Raw genomic sequence first — 26,956 nt, forward strand, 5'->3', positions numbered from 1 at the left:
GGACGGGGTGAGCGCCATGGCTTATTCACATGATGGACGGAGCGTTGCCGGTATGTGATGCTCCGCTCGCCGCTCGTGCGACTAGGGGATCGAGGACGAGTTGTCGCGTGAGGCCGCCGGGGGGAGGGTGTAGCCCGGTGACGGGAGCACCGGGATCGGTGGGTCCGGGGACCGGGTGGGGCCGGGCGGTGCCGGGGTGTAGGTCATCGGGGGCGGGGCGGCGCTCGCCGCGTCCTGGGCGAGAGCGTCGAAGTCGACGTATCCGGTGGCTTCGAGGACCTTGATGTGGTCGAGCACGGTGGTGTTCGCGTCGTCGGCGAGATCACGTACGAGCGAGTTGCGGGTGTTGGCGCGGACCTGGGCGACGACGGCGAAGACCTTGCCGTGCGCCGCGCGGAGGATGTTCGCGAACTCGCGGTCGTAGTCGACGCCGTGCGCCGCGTCGAGCGTGGCCAGCCACTGGCGCTGCTGATCGCTGGGCTGGTTGGGCAGTTCGAGGCCGAGGCGCGCCGCGACGTTGCGGACGCGGGCGTCCAGGAACGCGTGGCCCGCGATGAGATGCTCGCCCGCGGTCCGTACCGCCTCGGTGGTGCCGCGCTGCTGCGCCTGCTGGCCCGCGGGCAGCTCCCACAGCCCGGCCAGCCGGACCTTGGTGATGAACTCCCGGTCCAGCGCCGACAACGGGCCGAACTGCGTCGACACGGTCTGGGCGTTCAGAGTGTCCAGGCCGGTCCCTGAGCGGTCCGCGTACGACCAGATCGGGAAGGCCAGTGCTGCCAGGGTGGCCGTGAGGGCCGTGACGATGAGCCCTGTTCCACTGACCAATCCGGTGCGGTTGATGGATCGCATGGTGCCTCCTGTTGCGGCACAGCACATAAGTGCGCTCCGCGTGCAGATTGGCATGCTACTGCGGGTGCTGTGCCAACTGCCGTACAGGAAAACAGGGTTGAGGGGTGGGTGGAACGCGCGGGATGTGGGGGTTCGGGCGTACGCCAGACCGCCGCAAAGGCGCGGAAACAGGGCGCGCACATCGCCTTCACAGGGGGCCGTGTTAACCCGCGCACACTCCGCGGCGCCTCGGGGCGCCGCCGTGCTTGCTCAGCGTCGCAGCAGTACCCGACGGGTGGCGCGGGCGAAGCGGGCCGCGGGGTGCGCCGAGAGCGGGGCCGGGCCCGAGCGCTCCAGCCACCAGTCGCGCAGCAGCCGCCGGGTCTCCGCGTCCTCGGGGCGGCCCGCGAGGAGCAGGTGCTCGGCGAAGTCCAGCGCGTCGCGCCGGTAGCCGCCGGCCATCGGATGCCTCTGCGCGTACGCGAGAAACGCGGGCCGGTACTCCCGCGCCAGGATCTCCGGCAGTTCCTCCGCCAACTTCGCCACGACGTCCGCCCGCTTGGCGGCCAGCGCCCGCGCCTGCACTCCGAGCCGCACGCGGTCGAACCCCTCGGGCACGGGGGTTCCCGCGACGAGGGCGGAGAGCAGCGAGGTCTGCGCGAGGGCGAGGCGCTGGCGGGCGGGGGCGGTGTCCGCGGGGGCTTCTGTCTCGGCGCCCACTTCGCTGTCCACGGCGGCTCCCGTTTCGGCGTCCGCGGTGGTTCCCGCTTCGGGTTCGGCTGTGGTTCCCGTTTCGGTTTCGGCGGGGAGCGGGGGCGGGGCGGCACCGGCGGTCGTCACGGTGGCCCGCGCCTTCTCCAGCCTGCCGCGGATCGCCGCCTTCTCCAGCGTCCCGCGGATCGCCGCCAACTCCCGCTCCAGCTCGCCCGGCTCCGGGAAGTTCTCGTCCCGCTCCAGCAGGACTCCCGGCGGGGTCACCCGGGAGGCGAGCTCCGACAGGATGTCGAGGACCGGCCGCGGGACGGGGTGGGCGTGGCTGTCGTGCCAGACGCCGTCCCGTTCGAAGCCGCCGGCGACGTGGACGTAGGCGATGGCTTCGACGGGGAGCTCGTCGAGGGCCTTCACCGGGTCCTCGCCGCGGTTGACGTGGTTGGTGTGGAGGTTGGCGACGTCGATGAGCAGGCGTACGCCGGTGCGGTCGACCAGCTCGTACAGGAACTGGCCCTCCGTCATCTCCTCGCCGGGCCAGGAGAGCAGCGCGGCGATGTTCTCCACCGCGAGCGGAACGGGCAGCGCGTCCTGGGCGATACGGACGTTCTCGCACAGGACGTCGAGGGCGTCCCGGGTGCGGGGGACCGGCAGCAGGTGCCCCGCCTCCAGTTGTGCGGAGGCGGTCAGGGGCCCGCCCGCGCGGACGAAGGCGATGTGCTCGGTGACGAGCGGCGAGGCCAGCGCCTCGGCCCGCTCGGACAGGGCCGTCAGGCGGGCCTCGTCGGGCCGGTCCGCGCCGCCGAGGCCGAGGGAGACGCCGTGCGGGATCACCGTGACGCCGCGTTCCCGCAGGCGCAGCAGTGACTCGGGGAGATGGCCTGGGCAGAGGTTCTCGGCCACGGCCTCGACCCAGTCGATGCCCGGCATGCGTTCCACGGCGTCCGCGATCTCCGGCCGCCACCCGATACCTGTCCCCAGTCGCTCCATCGTGTCCCCCTCCTCCACCCCACCCGCACGGCTTCACCGGGCATCGGCTGTGCGTCCCCTTCGACGGCCCGCTGCTCCGGTGTGACCGAGGTATGGCCCCCGCGCCCGGGTCCGAACCCCGTGCTCCGCACGTTCAGAGCAACATTTGAGGTTCGGAACCCGGGCGCGGGCGGGCTCAGCGGCCGGTTATCCCAGCACGCCGTCCGAGTCCACCGGATCCGGCCGGGCCGTGGTGACCGTGCCAGGCGCGCCGGGCGAGGGCTTGGACGTGGTCGAGACGTCGCCGGTCGCCTCGGCGACCGGCGCCGAGGGCGCGACCTGACCGGGCAGTGGTGCCGCGGGACCGGTCGGGCTGGCGGTGGCACCGTTCGCCGCGGTGTTCGCGATGGCGTCGAAGTCGACCTTCCCGGTCTTCTCCAGCACCGTGATGTGGTCGAGCACGGTCTGGTTGGCGTCCGAGGCGAGCTGGCGCACCAGGGTGTTCCGCGTGGTGTTCCGGATGGCGCCGATGGCCGGGAAGATGGTTCCGTGCGCGGCCCGCAGCAGGTTCACGAACTTGTACTCGTAGTCCGCGCCGGTCGCCGCGGTCATCTCCTTGAGCCAGCCGGTCTGCAGTTCGTTCGGCTGGTTCGGCAGTTCGACGCCGAGCTGTGCCGCGACGATCCGGACCCGCTTGTCGAGGTCGGTGTGGCCGACGATGAGGTGGTCGGCCACCTCCTTGATCGCCTCGGAGGGCGCGCGCTCGAGCGCCTGCTGGCCCGCGGGGAGTTCCCACAGACCGGCGAGCCGTACGCGGACGATCAGGTCGCGGTCCTGGGCGGTCAGCGGACCCCAGCGGGTGTTCACCGTGCCCGCCGCCAGGTTCGCCTGCCCGGTCCCCGAGCGGTCCGCGTAGGACCACACCGGGAACGCGAGCGCGCCGACGGTGGCGACAAGTGCCGCCAGGACGAGAGCAGTACCGTTGATGCGCCGCATGATGAGCCTCCCGGGAACTCAACAGGTCGTTGAGTGTCTGTACTTGACCAGCGTCAGGAGGTACGTGCGGGACGGATGCGTTGTTCAGCCTCCACTCAAACCTCTTTGCGACTCCCTGTTCGGTCGGGCACTTCCGGCGTCGTCGGCGGCCACTTCTCCGGGTCGCGTCCCAGCAGCCGTAGCGTCTCCTCCAGCGGGTCCGGTTCTGCCGGTACGCCGAGAGCCGGTGCGAACGCGAATCCCGGCCCCCGGGTCGCCGGATCGGCGGGCACCCGCCGGGCGACGGCCGCCGCCGTGTCCAGGACGTGCCCGGAAGGTCCGGTCCGACGCCGGGAGCCGCCGCCGCTCCCCGGCAGGTCCGTACCGGCCGCTCATGTCCTTCGGTTCGCCCCGGGGCGAAGGGTGCGGCGGACGGCGTCGCGGAGCCAGTGGTGGCCCGCGTCGGCCGCGTGCCGGGGGTGCCATGCCATGCCGATGGCCAGTGGCGGCAGGGGCAGCGGAATGTCGAGAAGCCGCAGACCGAGGGTGGCGGCGACTTCGGTCAGGGGAGAGGGTGCGGAGCCCGGGAGCGCGGTCGGGATGAGGCAGACCGCATCGCTATCCGCGGCGAGGGTCATCGCCGCCAGGTGGCTGGGGAGGACGACGGTGACCCGTCGGCGCAGGTTCCGCTCGGCCAGGGCGGTGTCCAGGGGGCCGGTGAACCGGCCGCGGCGGCTCACCACGACGTGTTCGGCGGCGGCGAGCCGGTCCGGGGTCAGGGGCCCTTCGGCGAGGGAGTGGCCCGACCGGACGGCCGCCGCCATCCGGAGGGTGACCAGTTCCTCCACCCGCGTCTCGGGGTCGACGTGGTCGATGGATCCGACCTCCAGGTCGATCCGGCCCTCGCGCAGAGCCGGTCCGGCCTCCAGGTCCTCGGCCCGGAACCGCAGCGAAACCCCGGGCGCCTCCTGCCGGGCCAGCCGCAGCAGCCCGGGGGCCAGCGCCGCGCCGACCAGGTCGGCCGCCTGGAGGGTGAAGGTCCTGCGCAGGTCGGAGGGGGCGACACCGGTGCCGGGGGCGAGCAGTGCTCCGAGGCCGCGCACCACCGCGGCGGCCTCCTCGCGCAGGGCCTGGGCGCGCGGGGTGGGGACCATGGTCTGGCCTGCCCGGACCAGGAGGGGGTCCTGGAGGACGCGCCGGAGGCGGCCGAGCGTGCGGCTCATGGCGGCGGGGGACGTGCGCAGGCGGGCGGCTGCGCGGGTGACGCTCTGCTCGGCCAGCAGAGCGTCCAGGGCGACGGCGAGATTGGCGTCGAGGACAGGCTCTGGACTGCTGCTCATTGGCGTAATTCCATTTCAGGCAAGTATCCCGTGCTGAAGTTCCCATTGTGGCAACACCGTGGTCCTCCGCAGGATGAGGGACGTACCCATCCGGCACGACCCACGAGGTTTTCATGATCGTCATCACCGCTCCCACCGGGAACATCGGCCGCCACCTGCTGTCCCTGCTCCTGGAGTCCGCTCCCGCCCACGACGAGGAACTGCGCGTGATCGTGCGCGACCCCGCCCGGCTTCCCGACGCGGTACGCGAACGCGCCGAGGTGATCACGGGCTCGCACGGCGACGCCAAGGTCCTCGACCGGGCCTTCAAGGGTGCGGACGCCGTGTTCTGGCTCGTCCCGCCGGACGCCTCCCTGACCCCGCGGGACGCCTACAGCGGTTTCACCCGCCCCGCGGCGGAGGCTTTCACCGCGCACGGCGTCGGCCACGTCGTCGGCGTCTCCGCGCTCGGCCGCGGCACCCCGGTCGCCGACCGCGCGGGACTCGTCACCGCTTCCCTCGCGATGGACGACCTGATCGCCGAAACCGGTGTCGCGTACCGGGCCCTGGCCAACCCGTCGTTCTTCGAGAACCTCCTGGAGGAGGCCGGCTCGATCCGCGAGAAGGGCGTCTTCACCGACGCGGCCGAGGCCGACCGCAGGGCCCCACTCGTCGCCGTCGCCGACATCGCGGCCGTCGCCGCCGGCCTGCTGCTCGACCGCTCGTGGACCGGCACGGACAGCGTCCCCGTCCTCGGGCCGCGGGATCTGTCTCCCGACGACCTGGCCCGCATCATGACCGAGCAGCTCGGCCGGCCCGTCCGTTACGAGCGCCAGCCGCTCGAGGAGCTCCGTACCACCCTCGTCGGTTACGGCCTCAACGAGGCGTTCGTCCAGGGCATCGCCGACATGAAGCGGGCCAAGGACGAGGGCCTCGACGCGGGCGTCGCCCGCGCCCCGGACACCGCCTCCCCCACCACCTTCGAACAGTGGTGTGCCCAGACCCTCCGGCCCGCCGTCCTCTCCTGAAGGCACACCGTCCCATCACCGGAACTCAAGTCACCGGAGCACAAGATGCCCGCCGCACCGAAGCGATCCGCCGCACCTATGAAATCCGCTACTCCGGAGGCGCCCGTCATGTCCGTTGAGGAAACCGCCCCGGCGGTCACCGCGTTCATGCTCATCAAGACCCGGCCCGAGTGGCTCGCCATGACCCCCCAGGAACGGATGAACGCCTTCGCCACCCAGGTGGTCCCCGCGATCAGGGCCAGGACCGCCGGCGTCCGGTCACGCTTCTACGACACGGAGTTCTACTCCACCCGCGTCACCGACGTCTGGGTCTGGGAAGCGGACGACCATGCCGCCTACCAGCTCCTCGTCGACGCCTTGCGCGAAACCCCGTTCTGGGACCGTTACTTCGAGGTCGTCGACCTCCTCGTCGGCGTCGAGAACGGCTACGCCCGTACCTACGGGTTCGACCCTCTCGCCACCATCAGCACCTGATACACCGCCCGCGAGGTGGCAGTCCGCCTGTGGACGTGGTCAGCGGGAGAGAGACCTGACGCGGTCCACGCCCTCGACCGCGACGGTCAGCCCGGGGGCGATCTCCGTGAAGCCCGCGTCGCGGACCAACGGGATCGCGGAGGCGGTGAGTTCACGCCAGCGGGCCGGGGCGGCGGTGCGGACGGCGAGCGGGAAGCCGGCGTCGCGCCAGGCCGCGCGCTCCTCGTCCGACAGTTCCCACCAGGCGAGTTGGGCGCCGTGGCCCGTCTGCGCCATCGTCTTGCCCGCCGACATGTCGAGGTCGGGGTTGAGCCACAGCACGGGCGCCGTCAGGTCGGCGTCCATCGGCGGCTCGGGGTCGTCGAGGTCGGTGCCGGAGACCTGGAGCTTGGCGAGTTCCTTGGGCCAGCCGTCCAGCGGGACCGGCGGGAACACCCGTACCTCGGCGGACTTCCCGGTCACGGTGATCCCCGGCAGGGCCTCGGCCCGCCGCCATTCGGCGCCACGAGCCCGCCGTACGACCTTGCGGATCCGGGCGTCCTGCCAGTCCCGGATCGCCTGCGCCCACTCGCCCGCGCTCTCGCCCTCCCCGAGCGACCGTTCGTCACTGAGGATCGTCAGCACCGCGCGGGCCGCGGTCTCCAGCGCGTCGGTACGGGCCGGGGGTGCGGCCTTCTCGATCCGCACGACCAGGGGCAGCACGAACTGCGGTGCCTCGTCGCGCACGGTGCGCTCGGAACGGAAGGGGCTGTCGCCCTCGGGGGCCTGATCGACTGCGGTCGGGTCGCTGCTCACGCCGTCCAGTCTGCCAGGCCGAAGATCGGTTCATCCGGCGCCGCCGGTACGTCCCTGGCGGGGCCCGGGGCAGGCCTTCGAGCTCCGGGCCGCACGGCGGCACCCCGGCCGGTCAGCCCGAACAGGCGGTGCGCTGTGCCTCCTGCCACTCGCAGACGGGGCACAGGGTGATCCCCTTGTGCGACTCCGGGTACTCGGTCGGCTTCCGGCACAGCACGCACTCGGCGAACGGCGGTCCCTCCTCGGCGGGGGCCGGGTCCGCACGGGTGCCGCGGTAGTCGTCATTCATGATTCCAGCGTAGGACGGACCGCCCGGCTTCCTACCGGTGGCGGGTCGCCGTCCCGACGAGCTCGGACACCTTGACGAAACGGAAACCCCGCTTCCGCAGCTCGGGCACGATCGTCCGCAGCGCCCGCTCGGTCACCGGAGCCGCGCTCCGCGTGCAGTGCATGACGACGACGGAACCGGGCCGCACGCCGTCCAGGACCTGCTGGGCCACGGCCTCCGCGTCCGTGGCGAAGGCGTCCCCGCTGACCACGTCCCACTGCACCGCGGTGACGCCGGCCGCGCTCAGCGTGCGCAGCGCCCGCTGGTCGTAGCACCCGCCCGGGAAACGGAAGTAGGGCATCGCGCGGGGCACGCCCGCCTTCCTGAAGGCGGCGTACGCCCGCTCCACGTCCGCCCGCATCCTGTCCTCGGGCACGGTCGGCAGGCCGTAGCAGTCGTCCGTGAAGGCGTAGTGGCTGTACGAGTGGTTGGCCACCTCGAAGAGGGGGTCCCGCCCGATGGACCCGGCCTCCCGCGGATACTCCTCGGCCCAGCGTCCCGTCATGAACACGGTGGCCGGGACCTTGGAACTCCGCAGGGTGGCGATGAGCCCCGGGTTGTCGAAGTGCTCCCCTGCCGCCGCCCTGGCCCCCTGATCCGCGGTCATGTCCGCGTCGAAGGTCAGCGCGACGGTCTTGTCACCCGTACGCGCGCCGTTCCTGAAGACGGGGGTCAGCCCGGCGGGGCCCGGGGCGAGCGTCGGCGGCTGTGACGGCGCGGTGCCGGCGGCCTTGGCGCGTTCCGGGCGGGCGGCGGGCGGGGCGTCGGGCGCTCCGCAGGCGGCGAGCACAGCGCCCAGGGCGCAGACCGCGGCGAATCGTGCTGCTGGAGTGATCACCGGATGAAGATATAGGCGCAAATATGACTATTTGATCTCTATCTGTACGTGCCGCGCGGTCGTGCCCCCCGAAGTCACCCGCCCAGAGCCGTGCGCGTGCCGCCCTCGGGTGTCTGCGCGAGCAGCAGCTTCCGGCTCTCCTCCACGTCGAAGTCGGCCTTCGGGTACTGCGGGTCAAGGGCTTCGAGGTGCTCCAGGAGGAGCTTGCTGACGGCCCAGTTCCGGTACCACTTGCGGTCGGCGGGGACCAGGTACCAGGGCGCCTCGGGTGTGGAGCAACGGTCGAGGGCGATCTCGTACGCCTTCTGGTACTCCGGCCACAGCGCGCGGGCCTCGATGTCGCCGACGTTGAACTTCCAGTGCTTGTCGGGGTTGTTCAGACGTTCGAGCAGACGACGGCCCTGCTGTTCGTAGGAGATGTGGAGGAAGACCTTCACGACGGTGACGCCGTCTTCCGTGAGCGACTTCTCGAACCGGTTGATCTCGCCGTAGCGGTGGTTGATCTCCTTGTGCGGGGCCAGTTCGCGCACGCGTGCGATCAGGACGTCCTCGTAGTGCGAGCGGTCGAAGATGCCGATCTCGCCGGCCTCGGGGAGAGCCCTCCTGATCCGCCAGAGGAAGGGGTGCTTCCGCTCCTCGGACGTCGGTGTCTTGAACGCCCGGATACGGCAGCCGGAGGGGTTGAACTGCCCGATGACATGCTTGACCGTGCCGCCCTTGCCGCTGGTGTCCATGCCCTGGAGAACCAGCAGGACGCGCCGCCGGTCGCCCGCCGTGCCCGCGGCCCACAGTCGTTCTTGCAGGTCGGCGAGGTGTACGCCCATTCGGGCGCTGTCGGCGAGAGCGGCGGCCTTGTCGGGCGGACCCGCGGGCGTGGCGTCGGCCGGGTAGGAGGACAGGTCGACCCCGGCGCCTCCGGGGACGCGGAGGCGGTCGCGGAGCGGGGCGGGCGGCTCGTCTCCGCTCCGCCGCCCGCCGTGCTTCTTGCCGTTTCCCTTGACGTCCTTCTTTGCCACCGTGCGCCCCTTCCGGCCGTGTCCCTCGATGGTGCGGCCGGGGACCAGGAGCCGCTACTCGCGGTCAGCCATCTTCATGACGCCGATCAGGTGACTGCCGACTGGGTCCGAACCCCCGGGGCGAGTGCCCGCCAGGGCCCCGTCACCGCGAACGTCGTCCCCGGTGTGTAGCAGTTCACGTACATCGTCTCGCCGTCCGGGGAGAAGGTGACACCCGCGAACTCACCCCACTCCGGGGCCTCCGGCGTGCCGATGTTCTGCGCGCCGCGCGCCATCGCGTACACCTCGCCGCGCCGGGTCACGCCGTACACGTGCTGCGCGCCGCTGCCGTCCTCGCAGACCATGAGGCCGCCGCTGGGGGCGAGGCAGATGTTGTCAGGGGACTCGCCGGGGAGTTGGACGTCGGTGTCGGGGCCGAAGACGATGACGAGGGTGAGACGCCGCGCAGAGGGGTCGTAGCGCCAGATCTGGCCGTAGTGGTCGCCGGCCGAGCCCTCCACGCTGTGCGCGAAGGAGGAGACGAAGTACACGGACGTACCGCCCCAGTAGCAGCCCTCCAACTTCTGCGCGTGCGTGATGCCCTTCGGCCCGAAGTCCTGGAGGCGGATGGGGGTTTGGGCCGCGAGCGGATCCGGTACGTCCACCCACTCGACGCCGTCGAAGGACGCGCCGATCTCCTGGACGGAGGAGAGGTCCGGTACGCCGGGGACGCGCATCGCCTGGAGTCTGCCTCCCGCGCGCAGCGAACCGACGCCGCCCTTGGGCCTGTTGGGCAGGAAGCGGTAGAAAAGGCCGAACGGCTTGAGGAACGCGTCCTCCGTCTCGTAGACGACGCCTCGCCTCGGGTCGACGGCGATCGCCTCGTGCTGGAAGCGGCCCATCGCGGCCAGCGGGACCGCCCCCGTGCGGTGCGGGTCGACCGGGTCGACCTCGAAGATGAAGCCGTGGTCCTTGGTGTAGCCGTTCGTGCCCGCCTTGTCCTCGGTCTCCTCGCAGGTCAGCCAGGTGCCCCAAGGGGTGGGCCCGCCCGCGCAGTTGACAGCTGTTCCGGCGATCGCGACGCGCTCGGACAGAACGTGGTTGCGGCTGTCGAGGGTGAGGGACGTACAGCCGCCCTCGCCCATCGGGTCGTACGTCAGGCCTGCGATCGTCGGGACCGGAATCCTCGCGGCGACGCGGTTCTCGTGGTTGCGGACCAGGTGGACGCGGCCGTGTCTGCCGGCGAAGGCGGACATACCGTCGTGGTTGCTGGGCACCGGACCCTCGCCGGAGCGGAGCCGGTCGCCCTCGCGGGACAGAACTCGGTAGCGGAAACCCTTGGGCAGGTCGAGCAGTCCCTTCGGGTCGGTGACCAGGGGGCCGTATCCGGTGTGGCCGAGGCTCTGCGCGGCGGCGCTGCCCGCGAAGAGCTCGGTGAGGTTTCCGGCGAAGGCGATCGAAGCGCCCAGCACACCTGTGCGGGCAAGCATCTGACGTCGCGTTGCGGACATGGGGCAACCTTCCTGTTGGCGGACAGGAGTGTGAATTGCCCGGTGTATCACGGGGTCCGCGCCACGGGAACCACGCGCGTAGCTTCTATCACCTGTTACTCGTCACCCGTCACTCGTCGGTATCGGGCTCCGCGTCGGGCTCCGGCTTCGGCTTATCGGGCAACGGGGGCGCCGACCCCGCTGCCTCGGGCTGCCCCTGTGGGACCTGTTGGATCTGCGCGCGTTCCAGGAACCGCAGCAGTTCGACCGGGAAGGGCAGTACGAGTGTGGAGTTCTTCTCGGCGGCGACCGCCACCACGGTCTGGAGGAGGCGGAGTTGGAGCGCGGCGGGTTGCTCGGACATCACCCCGGCGGCTTCCGCCAGTTTCTTGGACGCCTGGAGTTCCGCGTCGGCGTTGATGATCCGCGCCCGGCGTTCGCGGTCGGCCTCCGCCTGCCGGGCCATCGACCGCTTCATCGTCTCCGGCAGGGACACGTCCTTGATCTCGACGCGGTCGATCTGCACACCCCAGCCCATCGCCGGGCTGTCGATCATCAACTCCAGGCCCTGGTTGAGCTTTTCGCGGTTGGACAGGAGATCGTCGAGATCGCTCTTGCCGATGATCGAACGGAGCGATGTCTGCGCCATCTGCGAGACCGCGAAGCGGTAGTCCTCGACCTGGATGACCGCGTCCGCGGCGTCGATCACCTTGAAGTAGATGACCGCGTCCACCCGGACCGTGACGTTGTCCCGGGTGATGCCGTCCTGCGCCGGCACCGGCATCGTCACGATCTGCATATTGACCTTACGCAGCTTGTCCATGCCGGGCACGACCATCGTGAACCCCGGGGAACGAACCTCTCCCCGCAGCCGCCCGAGCCGGAGGACCACACCCCGCTCGTACTGCTTGACGACCCGGGCCGCCATCCCGGCGTACACCAGACCCGCGGAACCGACCGCCACACCGGCGATCAGCAGTTCCTGGAGCATGACGACCCCCTTCCGAGCCGCCCACTATGAGCAATATGTCCACTGTACGTCCAAGGGCTGGACCCGCGGTGAGCGAGCCCAGCCCTTGTCCGAGAGGGATTCCGCCCCCGCTTCAGGACCTCGACGTGACCTTCACCGGTTCGGTCCCGGCCGCGCTGTGCCGTGCCGACCAGTTCTCCAGCGCCATCCGGCAGGCGTGGTCCAGGTGGTGCAGACCGGAGACGTCCAGCTCGACGGGCCGGTCCTGCGGCAGTGCCTCCAGGCTGTCGAGGATCTTCGGGAGCCGAAGGAAGGTCGCGTTGCCCGACAGATGTGCCTGGACCGGCCCGGCGCCCTTGTCCACGACGTCGAGGCGCACATGCGAGGCCTCCCACGCCGTCTTGGCGACGGCCAGCGCCAGCCCGATCAGAACGCCCTCGAACATGCTGACCGCGACGATCGACAGCGCGGTGACGACGAGGATCAGCGCCTCGCCCCGGTGCTCACGCCACAGCGAGACGATCTCGCGCAGCGGGATCAGCCTCCAGCCCGCGTGCACCAGGACGCCCGCGAGCGCGGGCAGCGGAATGACGCCGAGCGCGGCGGGCAGCAGCGCCGCGAACAGCAGCAGCCAGGCGCCGTGCAGCACCCGGGACGCCTTCGTCCGCGCGCCCGCCTGAACGTTCGCCGCGCTCCGGACGATCACCGCGGTCATCGGCAGCGCGCCGAGCAGCCCGCAGACGGTGTTGCCCGCGCCCTGCGCCATCAGCTCCTTGTCGTACTGGGTCCGCGGGCCGTCGTGCAGCCGGTCCACTGCCGCCGCGCTGAACAGTGACTCGGCGGACGCGATCAGCGTGAACGCGAGGACCGTGCCGAGCACCCCGGCGCTTCCGAGTTCCCCGAGGGCGTCGGCGGTCGGCAGGTGTATCGAGCCCAGCAGCCCCCGCACCTCGACCTTCGCCACGGGCAGTGCGAACCCCCAGGAGGCGAGCGTGGCCAGCGCGACCGCGGCGAGTGCTCCGGGAACCGTGCGGACCCGCCGCGGCAGCCGCTTCCACAGCACGAGGACCAGTACGGTCCCGGCGCCGAGCGCGACCGACGCGAGGGCCTCGGGGCTGCGCACGGCGTCGACGAGTGCCGCGGGCAGCCCGGCGAGCTTGTCCAGCCCGGAGGCCGGAGCCTTCAGGCCCGCCATCGAGTAGAGCTGGCCCGCGATCAGTACGAGACCGATGCCGGCCAGCATGCCTTCGACGACGGCCACCGAGATGGCCCGGAAGTAGCGCCCCAACTTCAGCGCGCCCATGAGGAGTTGAAGGACACCCGTGGCGAGCACGACGACTCCGAGGACGGCGAGGCCGTACTCCCGCACTGCCTCGAGGACCAGCACGGTCAGACCGGCGGCCGGCCCCGACACCTGGAGGCTGCTGCCACGCAGCGACCCGGTGACGAGACCGCCCACGATGCCGGTGACCAGGCCGAGTTCGGCCGGGACCCCGGAGGCGACGGCGACGCCCACACACAACGGCAGGGCGACGAGGAAGACGACGACGGACGCGGCGAAGTCCTGCCGCAGATCGGCGAGTTTCGTCGCGCGGCTCACAGTGCCTCGAAGGTGCCGGTGTCCGCCCGGTGCGCCTGTACGGCGCCGGTGTGGACCTCGTAGTACCAGCCGTGCAAGCGCAGTCGGCCCGCCGCCAGGGCCCGTTCCACACACGGATAGGCGCGGAGCCTGAGCAGTTGGGCGCGGACGTGGTCGCGCACCGGCTCGGCCACCGCAGGGTTGTTGTCCGGTGCGTCGGACGGGGGTTCGGCCTGGGCGAGCCAGTCGCGCACGGCGGGTACGGCGGTCAGGTCGTCGCCGCGCACCAACGCGCCGACTGCACCGCAGTGCGAGTGACCGCAGACCACGATCTCGGTGACTCCGAGCACGTCCACCGCGTACTCGACGGTGGCGGCCTCGGCGGTCGGCCGTCCGGGGACGTAGGGCGGGACGATGTTGCCCGCGGTGCGCAGCTCGAAGAGCTCACCGGGGCGGGCGCCGGTGATCAGCGCGGGGACGACCCGGGAGTCGGAGCAGGTGATGAACAGGACCTGGGGGGACTGGCCTTGGGCCAGCTGGGCGAACCGCTCGGGGCGCTGTCCGTGCGCGCGTGCGTGATCGATGAGGGGCTGCATGTGTCAGTGCCTCCTGGCGCGCCTCAAGGGCGCGTCGGCCTACAAGAACGAAGCGTGGGGGGAAGTGCTCGGCTCAGCAGCGGAAGACCTGAAGTACGGCAGGGGAACGATCGGTTGAGGGTCTGGAGTGGTGGACGGAGGCGGCACCGGGCGGTCGGAGGGGGTGACCGGCCGCCGGGTCGCTCGCCAGCAGGGCGCGGGAGGGCGCGTCGGGTACGAGGGCGTCGTCACGGCTCCGGTCGCGGGACCGGAGCGGCGGTGCCGCCTTCTGCTTCTGCGGTTGCTCGGACTCGCCGCAGGCGACGACGACCTCACTCTTCTGCGCGGAAGCGAACGCCTGTGTGGGAGCAAAGAACTGAAGGCTCATCAGGACGGCGGCGAATGCCACGAACAGGGTCCGTGCCGTCTTACCTCGCGGCATGGGCCCCCTCCCGGCTGCTCACGCACGTCAACAGTCAGCGTCAAGATCTACGTTAACGCGACGCGTTGTTTGCAGGGTTAACTTTGTGTTTCACCCCGAAGTGAGCTGAAAAGCGAGGGGCGCGTGGCGTGATCCAGCCGCATGCGCGAGCCCCCGCTACTCCTTTACGAGCCCCTTGGCGTCGCGCGCCAGCGCGGTGAGCCGGGAGATCGCGCGGAAGTACTTCTTGCGGTAGCCGCCGTTCAGCATCTCCTCGCTGAACAACTGGTCGAAGGGCATTCCGGAGGCGAGGACCGGCACCTCGCGGTCGTACAGCCGGTCCGCGAGCACCACCAGCCGCAGCGCCGTCGACTGGTCCGGTATCGGCTGGACGTCGGTGAGGCAGACGGCGCTGAGACCGTCGGTCAGCGCGCCGTACCGGCTCGGGTGGACGCGCGCGAGGTGGTCGAGCAGGTGCGGGAAGTCATCGAGGGACGCGCCCTCCGTGGCGTACGCGGCCTTGGTGACCTGCTCGTCGGAGAACGGCGCCGGGGCCTCGGGGAGCCCGCGGTGGCGGTAGTCCTCGCCGTCGATGCGCAGTGGGCGGAAGCGCGCGGACAGGCCCTGGATCTCACGCAGGAAGTCGGCGGCGGCGAACCGGCCCTCACCGAGCTTGCCCGGCAGGGTGTTCGAAGTGGCGGCGAGTGCCACGCCCGCGTCGACCAGCTTCCCGAGCAGGGTGGACACCAGGACGGTGTCGCCGGGGTCGTCGAGCTCGAACTCGTCGATGCACAGCAGCCGGTGGCCGCTCAGCGTCCGCACCGTCTGCTGGAAGCCGAGCGCGCCGACCAGGTTCGTCAGCTCCACGAAGGTGCCGAAGGCCTTGAGCTCCGGCTCGGCCGGGGTCGCGTGCCACAGCGAGGCCAGCAGGTGGGTCTTGCCGACTCCGTAGCCGCCGTCCAAATAGACGCCGCGGGGGCCGGCGGGGGCCTGCTTGGCGGCCTTCCCGAAGCCGAACAGCCCGCGCCTGCCCGAGTTCTGGGCGTTCGGCGCGCCCAGACCGGCCGCGAAGCCGCTGAGGACGCGTACGGCCTCGGGCTGGCTCGGCTGGTTCGGGTCCGGGATGTACGTGGCGAAGCGGACCGAGTCGAAACGCGGCGGCGGCACCATCTCGGCGACGAGCCGGTCCGCGGGTACGCGCGGCTCGCGGGCGCACAGGGACAGCGGGGTCGCTTCGGCTATCGGACCGAACCCGGCGGAGCTGGTGGAGGTCGACACGGTCACCCACTCTACGGGCCGTGCCACACTGCACGTCATGCGACGCCTGTTCCCTGTGACCTACGAAACAGCAGCCCAGGCCCCCGGTGGGACGCCGGACGCGGAGGTGGCGGACCGGGAGTGGGAGCTCGAGGAGCTGGCGGAGGCCTACGCCTACCCCGACGTACGGGAGCCCTGGCTGCGCGCCAACATGGTGTCGACGCTGGACGGCGCCGCCCAGCACGACGGACGTTCCCGGCCCATCTCCAGCGCCACCGACATGCGGATCTTCGGTGTGCTGCGCGCGCTCGCGGACGTCGTCCTGGTGGGTGCGGAAACGGTACGCCAGGAGGGTTACCGTCCGGCACGCGCGCGTGAGGCCTTCGCACGGCGCAGGGACGCGGCCGGACAGGGCCCGGCGCCCGCGATCGCGATCGTGACCGCCGGTCTCGGCCTGGACTTCTCGCTTCCGCTCTTCGCCTCGCCGCTGGTGCCCACGCTGGTTCTGACCGGTGCCGGAGCGGCCCCGGACCGGGTCGCGGCCGCCGAGAAGGCGGGCGCGCGGGTCGTGATCGCGGGGGACGGGACGGGGGTGGACCCGGCCCGGGCCGTACGCGAACTCGGCGAGCTCGGTATGACCCGGCTGCTGACCGAGGGCGGCCCGCGCCTGCTGGGCCAGTTCATCGCGGTGGAGGTGCTCGACGAGCTCTGCCTGGCCCTCTCTCCGATGCTCACCGGGGGGGACGCACAGCGGATCGCCGGAGGGCCTACGATCGCTGTTCCGAAACGGTTCGAACTGACGTCCTTGCTGGAGGAGGCCGGGTTTCTCTACGGCCGATACCGCCGGTCCTGACAAGTCGGCGGAATACTCCGTTCCGTTTTTCTTCGGCTGGGCACACTAAATCTCGCAGACCCCGTGCGGTTACGGGGCAGGATGGTTTCCGCAGGGGCCTGGGAACGGCCCACGAAGGAGAAGGGCGCCTGTCGTGTTCACAAGCGTATTGATGATCGAGAAGGCCCTGACGACCGCCGACGTGGAATTCGTCACCACCTTGCACGGTGAGGAGACGGTCGCCTTCCACGTGCTGCTCCAGCCGCGCGGCGACCAGGCGGACCGGCTGCTGAGGGCCATCGACGACGTCGCGCTCGGCGAGCTGGACGAGGCGGCTCACGAGGACGAGACCCCCGAGGGCGACGAGGCGGCCGGGCAGGGGCAGCGGGCCCTGGACGTGTCGCTGGTCGCACTGCGCGCGACCGGCAGCCAGGCCGAGGGGCGGCTGATCGAGAACCACCCGCTGGACGCCCTGAAGGCGCTGGTCGCGGAGATCGACGCCGACGAGGTCATCGTGCTGACCGACCCGCACTACGTGGAGGAGTTCTTCCACCGCGACTGGGCCTCCCGGGCCCGCCACAAGGTGGGCGTACCGGTGCTCAAGCTGTTCTCGCACAGCAAGGCGTGACGGTTCGCCGCCGCCGGGCCCGGCCGTGGAGTGCTGTGGGAGTGGGGTGCTTCTCGGGGCGCGGGGGCTTCGGGGCCGGTCGCGCCCACACGGCGGAGCCGCGGAACGTCACGGCCCGCGCCCCTTCCCGGCATCGCCGCCGGCGCCCCTTGCGAGGTGCCGGGCGGTGTACGGAATAGGCTGGGGGCTCATCGCCGTACCGCATCTTGGGGAGACACACGCATGGCACCCGGCCTTCCTACCGCCATGGACCGACCGCACTTCATCGGCATCGGCGGCGCCGGAATGTCGGGGATCGCGAAGATCCTCGCCCAGCGCGGCGCCACGGTCGCGGGCAGCGACGCGAAGGAGTCCGCGACCGCCGAGGCGCTCCGCGCGCTGGGCGCGACGGTGCACATCGGGCACGCGGCCGGCCACCTCGCCACCGACGCCAGCTGCGTCGTCGTCTCCTCCGCGATCCGCACGGACAACCCCGAGCTGGCCCGCGCGGCGGAGCTCGGCATCCCAGTGGTCCACCGCTCGGACGCCCTCGCCCGCCTGATGGACGGGCTGCGTCCGATCGCGGTCGCGGGCACCCACGGCAAGACGACGACGACCTCGATGCTGGCCGTGTCGCTCTCCACGCTCGGCCTGAAGCCGTCGTACGCGATCGGCGGCGACCTCGACGCCCCCGGCTCGAACGCCCTGCACGGCGAGGGAGACATCTTCGTCGCCGAGGCCGACGAGTCGGACCGCAGCTTCCACAAGTACGCGCCCGAGGTGGCGATCATCCTCAACGCGGAGCTGGACCACCACGCCAACTACGCGTCCCTCGAGGAGATCTACGAGTCCTTCGAACGGTTCGTGGAGCGTGTCACCGAGGGCGGCACGCTGGTGATCTCGGCGGACAACGAGGGCGCGCGCGAGCTGACCCGGCGGGTGCGGGCCACCGACGTCGAGGTGGTGACGTACGGAGAATCCGCGGACGCGGACGTCCGGGTGCTCTCCGTCGTCCCCCACGGGCTCAAGAGCGAGGTGACGGTACTGCTGGACGGCGCCGAGCTGACCTTCGCGGTCTCGGTCCCCGGCCGCCACTACGCGCACAACGCGGTCGCCGCGCTGGCCGCGGGCGCCGCGCTCGGTGTCCCGGCCGCCGAGCTGGCCCCCGCGCTCGCCTCCTACACGGGCGTCAAGCGCCGTCTCCAGCTGAAGGGCGAGGAGGCCGGCGTCCAGGTCGTCGACTCCTACGCCCACCACCCGACCGAGATGACGGCGGACCTGGAGGCGATGCGCGCGGGCGCCTCCGGGCGCATCCTGGTGGTGTTCCAGCCGCACCTGTTCTCCCGGACCCAGGAACTGGGCAAGGAGATGGGCCAGGCACTGTCGCTGGCGGACGCCTCGCTCGTCCTGGACATCTACCCGGCCCGCGAGGACCCGATCCCGGGCGTCACGAGCGAGCTGATCATCGAGGCGGCGCGGGCCGCCGACGCGGAGGTGACGCCGGTGCACGACAAGGCGGACGTGCCGTCGGTGGTCGCGGGAATGGCGAAGCCCGGTGATCTCGTTCTCACCATGGGCGCGGGCGATGTGACGGATCTCGGTCCCGAGATCCTGGCGCGCCTGTCGAAGCAGCCGTAACCGTTTGTGCGAGGGGTTGAGCATCATGTCGTACGACATCGAGAAGCCGGACGAGCAGTGGCGCGCGGAGCTGACCCCGTCCGAGTACACCGTGCTGCGCAAGGCGGGCACCGAGCCCGCCTTCACCGGTGAGTACACCGACACCAAGACGACAGGGGTCTACTCCTGTCGTGCCTGCGGCGCCGAGCTCTTCACCTCCAAGGAGAAGTTCGAGTCGCACTGCGGGTGGCCGTCCTTCTTCGACCCGAAGGACACCGACGCGGTCGAGCTGATCGCGGACCGGTCGCACGGGATGGTGCGGACCGAGGTGCGGTGCGCGCGGTGCGGGTCGCACCTCGGACACGTGTTCGAGGGTGAGGGGTATGCGACGCCGACCGATCAGCGGTACTGCATCAACTCCATCTCGCTGCGTCTGGCGCCTGACGAGGGCTGACGTCCTGCGCTCGGACGTCCGACGCCTGGCGCCCGGGCGCTCGGGCGCCTCGCGCTCGGGGCCGCGCCGGCCGGACCGTGATCTTGGGTCTGTGACCGGTGCGGCTGTCTGTGCTGTTCTGCGCGAGACGGCCGTGACAAGAAGTTAATCGTGATTCCGGTCGAAACGTCTTGCCCCCACACACCGATGGCAAGTACACAGGGTCTCCACAATGGCCATGGTCCGGGGGGATGCTGGCGTATGCAGGGGACAGTCGACGGGTTCAGTTACGGCATGGTCACACCGGTGACCGCATATGTCATGGCATGTCTGGGGGCCGCGCTGGGTCTGCGGTGCATCACGCGATCGCTTCGGACCGAGGATTCCTGGAAGCCGGGCTGGCTCGCGCTCGGGGCGGCGTCCATCGGGTGCGGCATCTGGACGATGCACTTCATCGCCATGATCGGCTTCCAGGTCCAGGAATCGCGTATCCGCTACGACGTCGGCCTGACGATCCTCAGCCTCGCGGTGGCGATAGCCGTGGTCGGCATCGGGGTCTTCGCGGTCGGCCACTTCGGGTCCGGCCCGGTGGCCCTGCTCGTCGCGGGTACGTTCACCGGTCTCGGGGTCGCGGTCATGCACTACGTGGGCATGGCGGCCATCCAGGTGAACGGAAGTCTGCGCTACGACGCGGTCACGGTCGGGCTGTCGGTGGCGATCGCCGTCTTCGCCGCGACCGCCGCGCTCTGGGCCGCCGTCAGCATCCGCGGGTTCAGGGCGAGTCTGGGGGCCAGCCTCGTCATGGGCGTCGCCGTGACCGGCATGCACTACACGGGTATGGCAGCCGTCAGCGTGCACCTTCACAGCGGGTCGGGCACCGCCTCGACGGGCGGTTCCGCCTACTCGCTGCTGCTTCCCATGCTCATCGGACCCGTCACCTTCCTGCTGCTGGCGGGGGTGGTGGTGATGTTCGACCCGCTGCTGGTTCTGGGTGACGGGGAGTGGAGCCGTCCCGCGCCGGGGCGACGCGAGGTCGCCGATCCGGTGCGACGGGGTGCGGCCGCTTCGGGCCGACGGGACGGCGCGGCTCCTGGGCGACGGGATGGCGCCGCTTCGGCCGGGTCGGCGTCGGCACAGTCCGGTTCCTTCTTCGGGGCGCCGGACGACAACCGCCCGCGTACCTATGACCCGGGGCCGAGGCCGCCGCGTCAGTGGTGACGAGCGGCGATCTCCGGTGACCACCTGCGACCGGTGCTGAACCGCCGCCTTCGTGGAGAAACGTTTGGGCTGCCCGGCAACCTCTGATCGTCCGGTGACGACAGAAGGGCAGCCCGAACTTCCGAACGAGAGTGACGACGTGAGCGAGAGAGCAGAACCGCGCCGGTCGCGGCGCAGGAGAACGAACCGCCGTCGAGGTGTCCTGGTCGTGGCCCTGGCAACGGCGTTGACCGGTGGCGCGATCACGACGGGGGTCCTGATGTCGGCCTCCGCGGCCGGTCCCGGCGCCGGGACGTACCGGATCGTCAACGGCGCCGACGGCAACTGCCTGACGGTGCCGTCGGGCGGTACGCAACTGGTGGCCACGGAGTGCGCGGACGGCGCCGCGCAGACGTGGGAACTCGCCGACACCGAGGGCGGGTTCACCGTCACGGCCGCGGCGGGTGACCTCTGCGTCGGGGTCAAGGGCGCCTCGACGTCAGCGGGCAAGGCCGTGCAGCGGCAGGACTGCGACGGCAGCGACTCCCAGGTGTGGAAGCTGAGCGAACTGGGCTCCGCTTTCCACCTCGTGAACGCCGGGAGCGCCAAGTGCCTGGCTCTCAAGGGTGAGTTGGCGCAGCAGAACTCCTGTGACAAGGCGAGCGGCAAGAGCTGGACCCTGGAGGCCGCGGACGCCTCCGCCGCACCGGCCGCGTCCGCATCGGCCTCCGCGTCGCGCACCGCTTCCCCGAGCGCCTCGCCGTCGGCGACGTCATCGGCCTCCGCGTCGAAGGCGCCCTCGGCTTCGGCCTCGGCGTCGGTCTCCGCGACCAAGTCCGCCACCGCGTCGGCGACTTCCTCTACCACGGGCGGCACGCTCGGAGCCTGGCCCACGGTCACCGGCGGCAAGGCGGTGACCGCCACCATCGCGGTCTCCGGCACCTATGACGGAGGCCTGGGGCGCTTCTACGGCTCGGGCGACCTCGGCAGCGCCGGTCAGGACGAGGACCAGGGACCGCTGTTCGAGCTCGCCGACGGCGCCGTGCTGGAGAACGTCGTCCTCGGCGCCCCGGCCGCGGACGGCGTGCACTGCCTGGGCAGTTGCACCTTGCGGAACGTGTGGTGGGAGGACGTCGGCGAGGACGCCGCCACCTTCAAGGGGAAGTCGGCCTCGGCCGCGTACGTCGTCGACGGCGGTGGCGCGAAGGGCGCGGACGACAAGGTCTTCCAGCACAACGGCGCCGGCACCCTGACCATCAGGAACTTCCAGGTCGCGGACTTCGGCAAGCTCTACCGTTCGTGCGGCAACTGCAAGACGCAGTACGAACGCCATGTCGTGATCAGCAACGTCAGGGCGACCAGCCCCGGCAAGGTGCTGGCCGGCATCAACTCCAACTACGGTGACACGGCCAGCATTTCGGGCGTGACCATCGTGGGTGACAGCGGCAAGAAGATCACCGTGTGCGAGCGCTTCCAGGGAAACAGCACCGGTGCCGAACCGGCCGCGCTTGGCAGCGGGCCGGACGGCACGTACTGCCGCTACAGCGCGGCGGGGATCACCTACTCCTGACCCGCTCCGGTCGTCGTGCGTGACGTGGGCCTTCACCGGGTTCCTGGCGGTGAAGGCCCACCGCCTCCGAGGGGCGGGGCCTTCTCAGTCGTCCTCCGGGGCGCAGTACATCGGGGCGAGGTCGGTGTTGTCCTTGGTGATGAGACGGATGGGCAGATCCGTGATCTTGTCGACCTGTTTGTACTCGCGGAGCAGGTCGACCGTGTTCTCCATGGCTAACTCACCGATCTTCATGGCCGAGTTGGTGACCGTCGCGGAGAAACGGCCGTCCTTGAGCGCGGCCAGGCCCTCGTCCGTGCCGTTGACCGTCGCGATCCGGACGTCCTCGGCGCCGGCCGCGTCGAACGCCTTGCGGACGCCGAAGGCCATCTCCTCGTTGGCGACGAACGCGTACCGCAGGTTCGGATGCGCCTCGATCATGTCCGCGGCGACGGCCTGTGCCTTGACGGGGTTGAACATGCCCGGCTCGTTCGCCACCACCTTGGCGTTGGCGGGCAGTTCCTCGGTGAACCCGGAGGTGAGCAGGTCGGAGGCGGCTCCTGGCGCTCCGGCGATGACGCCGACCTCCACCTTCTGTCCCGCGGCGTCCCTGGCGAGCCAGTCGGCGTCCAGTTTCCCGACCTGCTCGAGGTCGACGACCACCGCCCCGAGGAGGTCCGACGTGTCGTCGGGGGCGAAGGACGTCAGGAAGATGGGTATCTTCGCGCTCCTGGCCTTGGCGATGTCGTCCTTGAGGGCGTTGACGTCGACCGTCTGCACGATGACCGCGTCGACGTCCTTGGCGATCATGTCCTCGATGTTGGACAGCTCCGTCGCCGGGTTCTGGCGGGAGTTGGCCGTGTAGAGCTCGACGCGCTGGGCGGTGGCCTCCTCTTCGACCGCCTTGTGCAGACAGGTGTGGAACGCGGTGTCGGCGCCGTTCACGAACCCGATGGTCATGGGGCCGGAGTCGATCAGGGACTGCGGCTGTGTTCCACAGCCGCTCAGCACCAGGGCGGTGCCGACGGCCGACGCGGCCAGCGATCTTCGGGGCCGGTGGGACAGAGGCATGGATGTGGCGCCTTTCGTGGCGGACGGGAAGCGGCTCGATTCGCGACAGCCCGGATGCCTGCCGTCCGGTCACGCGAGAGGGAAGCCGTGCGACGGCGGCTGACGGTACCGGCGGGTGGCCGAAGCTCACCCCTCGCGGAACGCAAGGTGATGTTGCGCGATGAGTAACGGACGGTGGTGCGGGGGCTGGTGATGTCACCGGGCCCCGCACCACCGTCCGTTACCGCCGTCGGTATGTCTCCGCCGTGACCGGGCGGACCGCTCCCAGTACGTGCGAGTCAGGGGCTCCGGCGCCTCGGAGCATCGAGGGGGCTGCCCTGGGCGGCGCCGTTTTTCACAGTGCCTGGCCTTTCACAGCGCCGCCCGCTTCACAGCACCTTGCGGCGGACCAGCGCGGAGAGCACGATCGCGCCCGGCAGCAGGGGCAGCCAGACGGTCAGGACGCGAAAACCGATGACGCTCGCCGTGGCGAGTGTCATCGGCGCGCCGAACACCACCAGGGCGATCACCAGCGCCGCGTCCACCGGCCCGATGCCGCCCGGGGCGGGTACTGCTCCGCCCACGGCGCTGGCCGCGAGATACGCGAAGACCACGTGCGGCCAGGGCAGCGGCATTCCGAGCGAGGCCCCGACCGAGGCGAGTACGCCCGCCTGGAACAGGGGGAAGGCGGCCGCGCCGCCCCACAGGGCGAGTACCCGGCTGGGCCGGGTGTGCAGGATCCGCGCGTCGGTGAGGGCGGTGCGGAGGAACTCCAGCAGCGGGCGCCGCACCCGGCGTACGACCGTCACCAGCACGGCGGTCGCGGTGAGGGCGACGAGCAGGCCCGCGCCGGCCAGCAGCAACGTCCGCCGGTCCGGGATGACTTGGCCGATCTGGAGCGTGCCGGGGAAGGCGAGCAGGAACGCGAGGATCAGCACCAGCTTCGCGATCGGTCTGACCAGCGAGTACAGGGCGAGCGAGGCGGTGGCCCGGGCGAGGGATATGCCGCGGCCCTGGAGGAAGCGCAGGGTGACGGCGTGCGCGCCGATCCCGGCCGGCAGTACGTGGTTCGCGGCGCCGGCGGCGAACTGCGACGCGAGCAGGGGGCCCGGCGGAAGCCGCTCGGGGATGGCTCCCTGCCGGGTCACGGAGGCGCTCACCCAGCACAGGCAGGTGAACACCAGTCCGGCCAGCAGCCACCAGGGGTCGGCGGAGGCCAGCCGCGCGGTCCCGTCGTGCATCGCACGCCAGTCAACCGCGGCCCACGCGCCGATCAGCAGCAGCGGGGCCAGGCTGAGCGCCGGCCGGAGGTGGCGCGTGGGGGAGAGGGCGGGGGAGGAAGGGGTGGCGGGGGAGGGGACCGGGCAGGGGGAGGGTGCGAGCGTCAGGGTGAGCGGCCCTGACAACTCGTCGATCCGGATCTGGGACACGTCGCACGTCGTCCTTCCGCGTCGCGTCCCGCGGGGTCACGGGTCGGACGGATACAAGGCGAGGCAAGAGGGGGACGCGGGGAGCGTTCCCCGCCCGCGTGACCACAGGGTGTCCGGAAACCGACGCGGCGTCGGAGCCTGGGCGACTTGGCCACCCCAACCTGTCAATCACGGTCACCACCGCCTGCCGCCGCCCGCTGTCACGGGCCGGCTTCGACGGCTTCGCGTCCCGCCCCGGCGGGTCCGGCCGGCCCGCATCGAGTGGGTGACGGCGGCGCGTCGCTCCGTCGCGTGGCGGCGCGCAAGCGTGGTGTGTGGCGGTCGGCGGCGCGTCGCTGGGCGGGGGGCGCCGGGAGACCCCACATTCTGGCCTGACGCACTCGTGCCGCCCAGAACCCAGGGAGAACCATGGCCGACGACAGCGGACAGCCGCTCCGTGAGAACCCTGCGCAGGCGCGGGCCGGCAGGCTGCTGCGCCTCCCCAAGCTGTGGCTGGTGCCCACCGTGCTGACCGGGCTGCTCGCCCTGCTGCTGTCGCTGCTCTACATGGGCGGCATCGTCAATCCCAACCGTTCCCTGCACGACCTGCCCATCGGCATCGTCAACGCGGACCGGGGCGAGCCGCTGTCCGGTCAGCAGGAGAACCTGGGGACGACCCTCACCAGGTCGGTCACCGAGGGCACCTCCGGAACGGTCGACTGGCACCGGCTCACCAGCGCGCAGGCGCGGGACGAGCTGGCCTCCGGGAAGATCTACGGCGCCCTGGTCGTCCCCGCCGGCTTCACCGACTCGGTCGCCGCGCTCACCACCGCGGACGCCAGGACCCGGCCGACGATCACTGTGCTCACCAACCCCGGCATGGGCAGCTTCGGATCGTCGCTGGCGAGCAGGATCACCCAACAGGCCGCCCAGCAGGCCTCCTTGAACATCGGCAAGGAACTGGTGGCGGCTCCGGCCACGGCGCGGGCCGGCTCCACCGAGCGGCTGCTGCTGGCCGATCCGGTCGGTGTCACCATCAAGGTCGGCCACCCCATCGGCCAGAACACCGGCCTCGGCCTGACCGCGTTCTACTACACCCTGCTGCTCGTGCTGGCCGGCTTCATGGGCGCCAACATCATCGGTACGGGCGTCGACAGCGGCCTCGGCTACGCGGACACCGAGATCGGCCCCTGGCACACCCGCCGCCCGACCGTGCCCATCAGCCGTACCCAGACGCTGCTGCTGAAGATGGCGATGACCGCCGGACTCACCGTCCTCACCACCACCCTGATCATGGTGGCCACCGTGGCGATCCTCGGCATGGACGCCTCCCACCTGCCCCTGCTGTGGATCTACTCCTACTGCGCCAGTCTCGCCGTCGGGCTCGGCGTCCAGGCCATCAACGCCGCGTTCGGCGGGATCGGCCAGCTCGTGGCCATGTTCGTGTTCATCGTCCTGGGCCTGCCGTCCTCCGGAGCCACCGTCCCGCTCCAGGCCGTCCCGGGCTTCTACCGCTTCCTGTCCGTCTTCGAGCCCATGCGCCAGCTCAGCGACGGCGTCCGCGCCATCCTCTTCTTCGACGCACGCGCCGACGCCGGCCTCACCCGCGCCTGGCTCATGATCGTGGTCGGCTCCGCCGTCGCGCTGCTCTTCGGCTTCGCGATGACCCGCTACTACGACCGCAGGGGCCTGCACCGCCTGACTCCGCAGCCCGCCTGAACTCCCGCCGGGTAGTAGTCCTCGCCGCCGCTCACGCCCGCCGCCCGGCGTGCCGCATCTCCCGTGGGCTCACCCCGAAGCGCTGCCGGAACGCCGTGCTCAGCGCGCTGGCCGAGGAGAAGCCGGAGGCGTACGCGAGATCGGTGATCGTCAGGTGTTCGCAGTCGCCGCACCGCAGGCGCTCGCGGACCAGACGCAGGCGTTCCTCCCGGATCAGGTCACGGGGGGTGGTGCCCACGCGTTGCAGGGCCAACTGGACCTGGCGGAGGGACCAGCCGAGGGTACGGGCCATGGACGTACCGGTGAGCGCGGGGTCGGCGGCGTGCTCGCGCACGAAGCGGCGGACCATCGTCTCCACGTCGGTGAGGTGTCCGGGCGCGTCCGGGCGGTCGTCGGAGGCGGCGAACAGGCAGAGCAGCTCGACGACCCGGTCGGCGACGGCGTCGAACTGGAGGTCGGTGAGGTCGTCGCGCTCCGCGTGCAGGTCACTCACCATGGAGCTCACCACGCGTCCGAGGCCGCTGCTCAGGTCGAGGCTGGTGGCCAGCGGTGATCTGCGGTTCAGCGGGCCGTCCAGCTCGCGGGCCGGGATGGTGAGGACGAACGCCTGCGCGGAGGCGTCCTGGAGGCACTCGAAGGGCGCCCCGAAGGAGACGAGCGTGCCCGTTCCCGGTGTCAGCCGGGTCTCCCGGTCGCTCTGCCGGACGACGATCTCGCCGGTGAGCGGGAGCAGTAACCGGTAGCCCTCGTCGGGGTCCTCCCGGACCTGCCGCGCGGTCCTGCTGTACTCGATCTCGTCCGACCGGACGCGGACCAACTGGTAGGCCCCGGTGTACTGACGGACCGTCTCGCCGCGGAAGTTGTCGGTGCGTGCGTAGCGGTAGCCCATCCGGGGTTCATAGGACCCGATGTGCTCGCTCCAGAAGTGGGTCCGCTCGCGCGGGTGCACTTCACCGGTCGTCCGCGATTCCACGACATAACTTCCCGCGGACAA

Annotated in this window: 26 protein-coding genes; 9 read left to right on the forward strand and 17 right to left on the reverse strand. The window is 71.1% G+C overall.

Going from position 1 to position 26,956, the window contains the following annotated elements:
* Positions 1–81 precede the first annotated feature (81 nt).
* The 4 genes from ACIBLC_RS01095 to ACIBLC_RS01110 all read right to left on the reverse strand — a co-directional run bounded on the left by ACIBLC_RS01095 (position 82) and on the right by ACIBLC_RS01110 (position 4,820).
* Positions 82–849 carry a DUF4142 domain-containing protein gene (locus tag ACIBLC_RS01095; protein ID WP_399208479.1) on the reverse strand — a complete coding sequence of 256 codons (768 nt, stop codon included), beginning with the start codon at positions 847–849 and terminating at the stop codon, positions 82–84.
* 249 nt (positions 850–1,098) lie between these two features.
* A complete protein-coding gene (locus tag ACIBLC_RS01100) occupies positions 1,099–2,526 on the reverse strand; it encodes a DUF692 domain-containing protein (RefSeq protein ID WP_399208480.1) in 1,428 nt (475 codons plus the stop codon).
* A gap of 186 nt (positions 2,527–2,712) precedes the next feature.
* Complete coding sequence (locus ACIBLC_RS01105) at positions 2,713–3,501, reverse strand: DUF4142 domain-containing protein (RefSeq protein WP_399208481.1); 789 nt, start codon at positions 3,499–3,501, stop codon at positions 2,713–2,715.
* A 371-nt stretch (positions 3,502–3,872) separates the two neighbouring features.
* The gene (locus tag ACIBLC_RS01110) at positions 3,873–4,820 is read right to left on the reverse strand and encodes a LysR family transcriptional regulator (protein ID WP_399208482.1); all 948 of its coding nucleotides are present in this window, start codon (positions 4,818–4,820) and stop codon (positions 3,873–3,875) included.
* A gap of 113 nt (positions 4,821–4,933) precedes the next feature.
* On the opposite strand from ACIBLC_RS01110, the gene ACIBLC_RS01115 reads away from it, so the two are divergent.
* Both ACIBLC_RS01115 and ACIBLC_RS01120 read left to right on the forward strand, forming a co-directional pair.
* A complete protein-coding gene (locus ACIBLC_RS01115; protein WP_399208483.1) occupies positions 4,934–5,827 on the forward strand; it encodes an NAD(P)H-binding protein in 894 nt (297 codons plus the stop codon).
* A 108-nt stretch (positions 5,828–5,935) separates the two neighbouring features.
* Positions 5,936–6,301: a darcynin family protein gene (locus ACIBLC_RS01120; RefSeq protein ID WP_399208484.1), complete on the forward strand. Its 366-nt coding sequence runs from the start codon at positions 5,936–5,938 to the stop codon at positions 6,299–6,301.
* Positions 6,302–6,340: 39 nt separating this feature from the next.
* Here the strand turns inward: ACIBLC_RS01120 and ACIBLC_RS01125 are convergent, their stop codons facing one another.
* The 10 genes from ACIBLC_RS01125 to zapE form a co-directional block, all read right to left on the reverse strand.
* A complete protein-coding gene (locus ACIBLC_RS01125; protein WP_399208485.1) occupies positions 6,341–7,096 on the reverse strand; it encodes a peptidyl-tRNA hydrolase in 756 nt (251 codons plus the stop codon).
* Positions 7,097–7,208: 112 nt separating this feature from the next.
* Complete coding sequence (locus ACIBLC_RS01130; RefSeq protein ID WP_399208486.1) at positions 7,209–7,385, reverse strand: hypothetical protein; 177 nt, start codon at positions 7,383–7,385, stop codon at positions 7,209–7,211.
* Between the two features lie 31 nt (positions 7,386–7,416).
* Positions 7,417–8,262, reverse strand: a complete 846-nt coding sequence (locus ACIBLC_RS01135) for a polysaccharide deacetylase family protein (RefSeq protein WP_399208487.1) — start codon at positions 8,260–8,262, stop codon at positions 7,417–7,419.
* 74 nt (positions 8,263–8,336) lie between these two features.
* Positions 8,337–9,278 carry a PPK2 family polyphosphate kinase gene (locus ACIBLC_RS01140; protein WP_399208488.1) on the reverse strand — a complete coding sequence of 314 codons (942 nt, stop codon included), beginning with the start codon at positions 9,276–9,278 and terminating at the stop codon, positions 8,337–8,339.
* Between the two features lie 86 nt (positions 9,279–9,364).
* Positions 9,365–10,768 carry a PhoX family protein gene (locus ACIBLC_RS01145; protein ID WP_399208489.1) on the reverse strand — a complete coding sequence of 468 codons (1,404 nt, stop codon included), beginning with the start codon at positions 10,766–10,768 and terminating at the stop codon, positions 9,365–9,367.
* A gap of 109 nt (positions 10,769–10,877) precedes the next feature.
* Positions 10,878–11,738, reverse strand: coding sequence for a slipin family protein (locus tag ACIBLC_RS01150; protein ID WP_399208490.1), 861 nt, complete (start codon positions 11,736–11,738; stop codon positions 10,878–10,880).
* Between the two features lie 112 nt (positions 11,739–11,850).
* Positions 11,851–13,317 (reverse strand): SulP family inorganic anion transporter, encoded by a 1,467-nt coding sequence (locus ACIBLC_RS01155; protein WP_399208491.1) that lies wholly within the window; start codon positions 13,315–13,317, stop codon positions 11,851–11,853.
* Positions 13,314–13,892, reverse strand: a complete 579-nt coding sequence (locus ACIBLC_RS01160; protein WP_399208492.1) for a carbonic anhydrase — start codon at positions 13,890–13,892, stop codon at positions 13,314–13,316. The genes ACIBLC_RS01155 and ACIBLC_RS01160 overlap by 4 nt, the downstream gene beginning before the upstream one ends.
* 73 nt (positions 13,893–13,965) lie before the next feature.
* Positions 13,966–14,313 (reverse strand): hypothetical protein, encoded by a 348-nt coding sequence (locus ACIBLC_RS01165; RefSeq protein ID WP_399208493.1) that lies wholly within the window; start codon positions 14,311–14,313, stop codon positions 13,966–13,968.
* 156 nt (positions 14,314–14,469) lie between these two features.
* Positions 14,470–15,609, reverse strand: a complete 1,140-nt coding sequence (zapE, locus tag ACIBLC_RS01170) for a cell division protein ZapE (protein ID WP_399208494.1) — start codon at positions 15,607–15,609, stop codon at positions 14,470–14,472.
* Between zapE and ACIBLC_RS01175 the strand changes: the two genes are divergently transcribed.
* The 6 genes from ACIBLC_RS01175 to ACIBLC_RS01200 all read left to right on the forward strand — a co-directional run bounded on the left by ACIBLC_RS01175 (position 15,608) and on the right by ACIBLC_RS01200 (position 21,805).
* Positions 15,608–16,402: a pyrimidine reductase family protein gene (locus tag ACIBLC_RS01175; protein WP_399208495.1), complete on the forward strand. Its 795-nt coding sequence runs from the start codon at positions 15,608–15,610 to the stop codon at positions 16,400–16,402. The genes zapE and ACIBLC_RS01175 overlap by 2 nt on opposite strands.
* Before the next feature lie 133 nt (positions 16,403–16,535).
* On the forward strand, positions 16,536–17,009 hold the full coding sequence (locus ACIBLC_RS01180; protein WP_399208496.1) for an indole-3-glycerol phosphate synthase: 474 nt from the start codon (positions 16,536–16,538) through the stop codon (positions 17,007–17,009).
* Between the two features lie 222 nt (positions 17,010–17,231).
* Entirely contained in the window at positions 17,232–18,626 is a 1,395-nt protein-coding gene (gene murC, locus ACIBLC_RS01185) for a UDP-N-acetylmuramate--L-alanine ligase (protein ID WP_399208497.1), read from the forward strand.
* Positions 18,627–18,651: 25 nt separating this feature from the next.
* Positions 18,652–19,059, forward strand: a complete 408-nt coding sequence (gene msrB, locus ACIBLC_RS01190) for a peptide-methionine (R)-S-oxide reductase MsrB (protein WP_399208498.1) — start codon at positions 18,652–18,654, stop codon at positions 19,057–19,059.
* A gap of 240 nt (positions 19,060–19,299) precedes the next feature.
* Positions 19,300–20,256 carry an MHYT domain-containing protein gene (locus ACIBLC_RS01195; RefSeq protein ID WP_399208499.1) on the forward strand — a complete coding sequence of 319 codons (957 nt, stop codon included), beginning with the start codon at positions 19,300–19,302 and terminating at the stop codon, positions 20,254–20,256.
* Between the two features lie 208 nt (positions 20,257–20,464).
* The gene (locus tag ACIBLC_RS01200; RefSeq protein ID WP_399208500.1) at positions 20,465–21,805 is read left to right on the forward strand and encodes a pectate lyase; all 1,341 of its coding nucleotides are present in this window, start codon (positions 20,465–20,467) and stop codon (positions 21,803–21,805) included.
* 84 nt (positions 21,806–21,889) lie between these two features.
* Here ACIBLC_RS01200 and ACIBLC_RS01205 read toward each other — a convergent pair whose 3' ends face one another.
* Together ACIBLC_RS01205 and ACIBLC_RS01210 are read right to left on the reverse strand one after the other, a co-directional pair.
* On the reverse strand, positions 21,890–22,855 hold the full coding sequence (locus tag ACIBLC_RS01205) for a sugar ABC transporter substrate-binding protein (RefSeq protein WP_399208501.1): 966 nt from the start codon (positions 22,853–22,855) through the stop codon (positions 21,890–21,892).
* Positions 22,856–23,223: 368 nt separating this feature from the next.
* The gene (locus ACIBLC_RS01210) at positions 23,224–24,264 is read right to left on the reverse strand and encodes a YbhN family protein (RefSeq protein WP_399208502.1); all 1,041 of its coding nucleotides are present in this window, start codon (positions 24,262–24,264) and stop codon (positions 23,224–23,226) included.
* A gap of 408 nt (positions 24,265–24,672) precedes the next feature.
* Between ACIBLC_RS01210 and ACIBLC_RS01215 the strand changes: the two genes are divergently transcribed.
* Positions 24,673–25,962, forward strand: a complete 1,290-nt coding sequence (locus ACIBLC_RS01215) for a YhgE/Pip domain-containing protein (protein WP_399208503.1) — start codon at positions 24,673–24,675, stop codon at positions 25,960–25,962.
* A 31-nt stretch (positions 25,963–25,993) separates the two neighbouring features.
* On the opposite strand, the gene ACIBLC_RS01220 is transcribed toward ACIBLC_RS01215, so the two are convergent.
* Entirely contained in the window at positions 25,994–26,935 is a 942-nt protein-coding gene (locus ACIBLC_RS01220) for a helix-turn-helix domain-containing protein (protein ID WP_399208504.1), read from the reverse strand.
* Positions 26,936–26,956: the final 21 nt, after the last annotated feature.

Source organism: Streptomyces sp. NPDC050535, from assembly GCF_044457665.1.
In the GTDB taxonomy this organism is placed as follows: Bacteria; Actinomycetota; Actinomycetes; order Streptomycetales; family Streptomycetaceae; genus Streptomyces.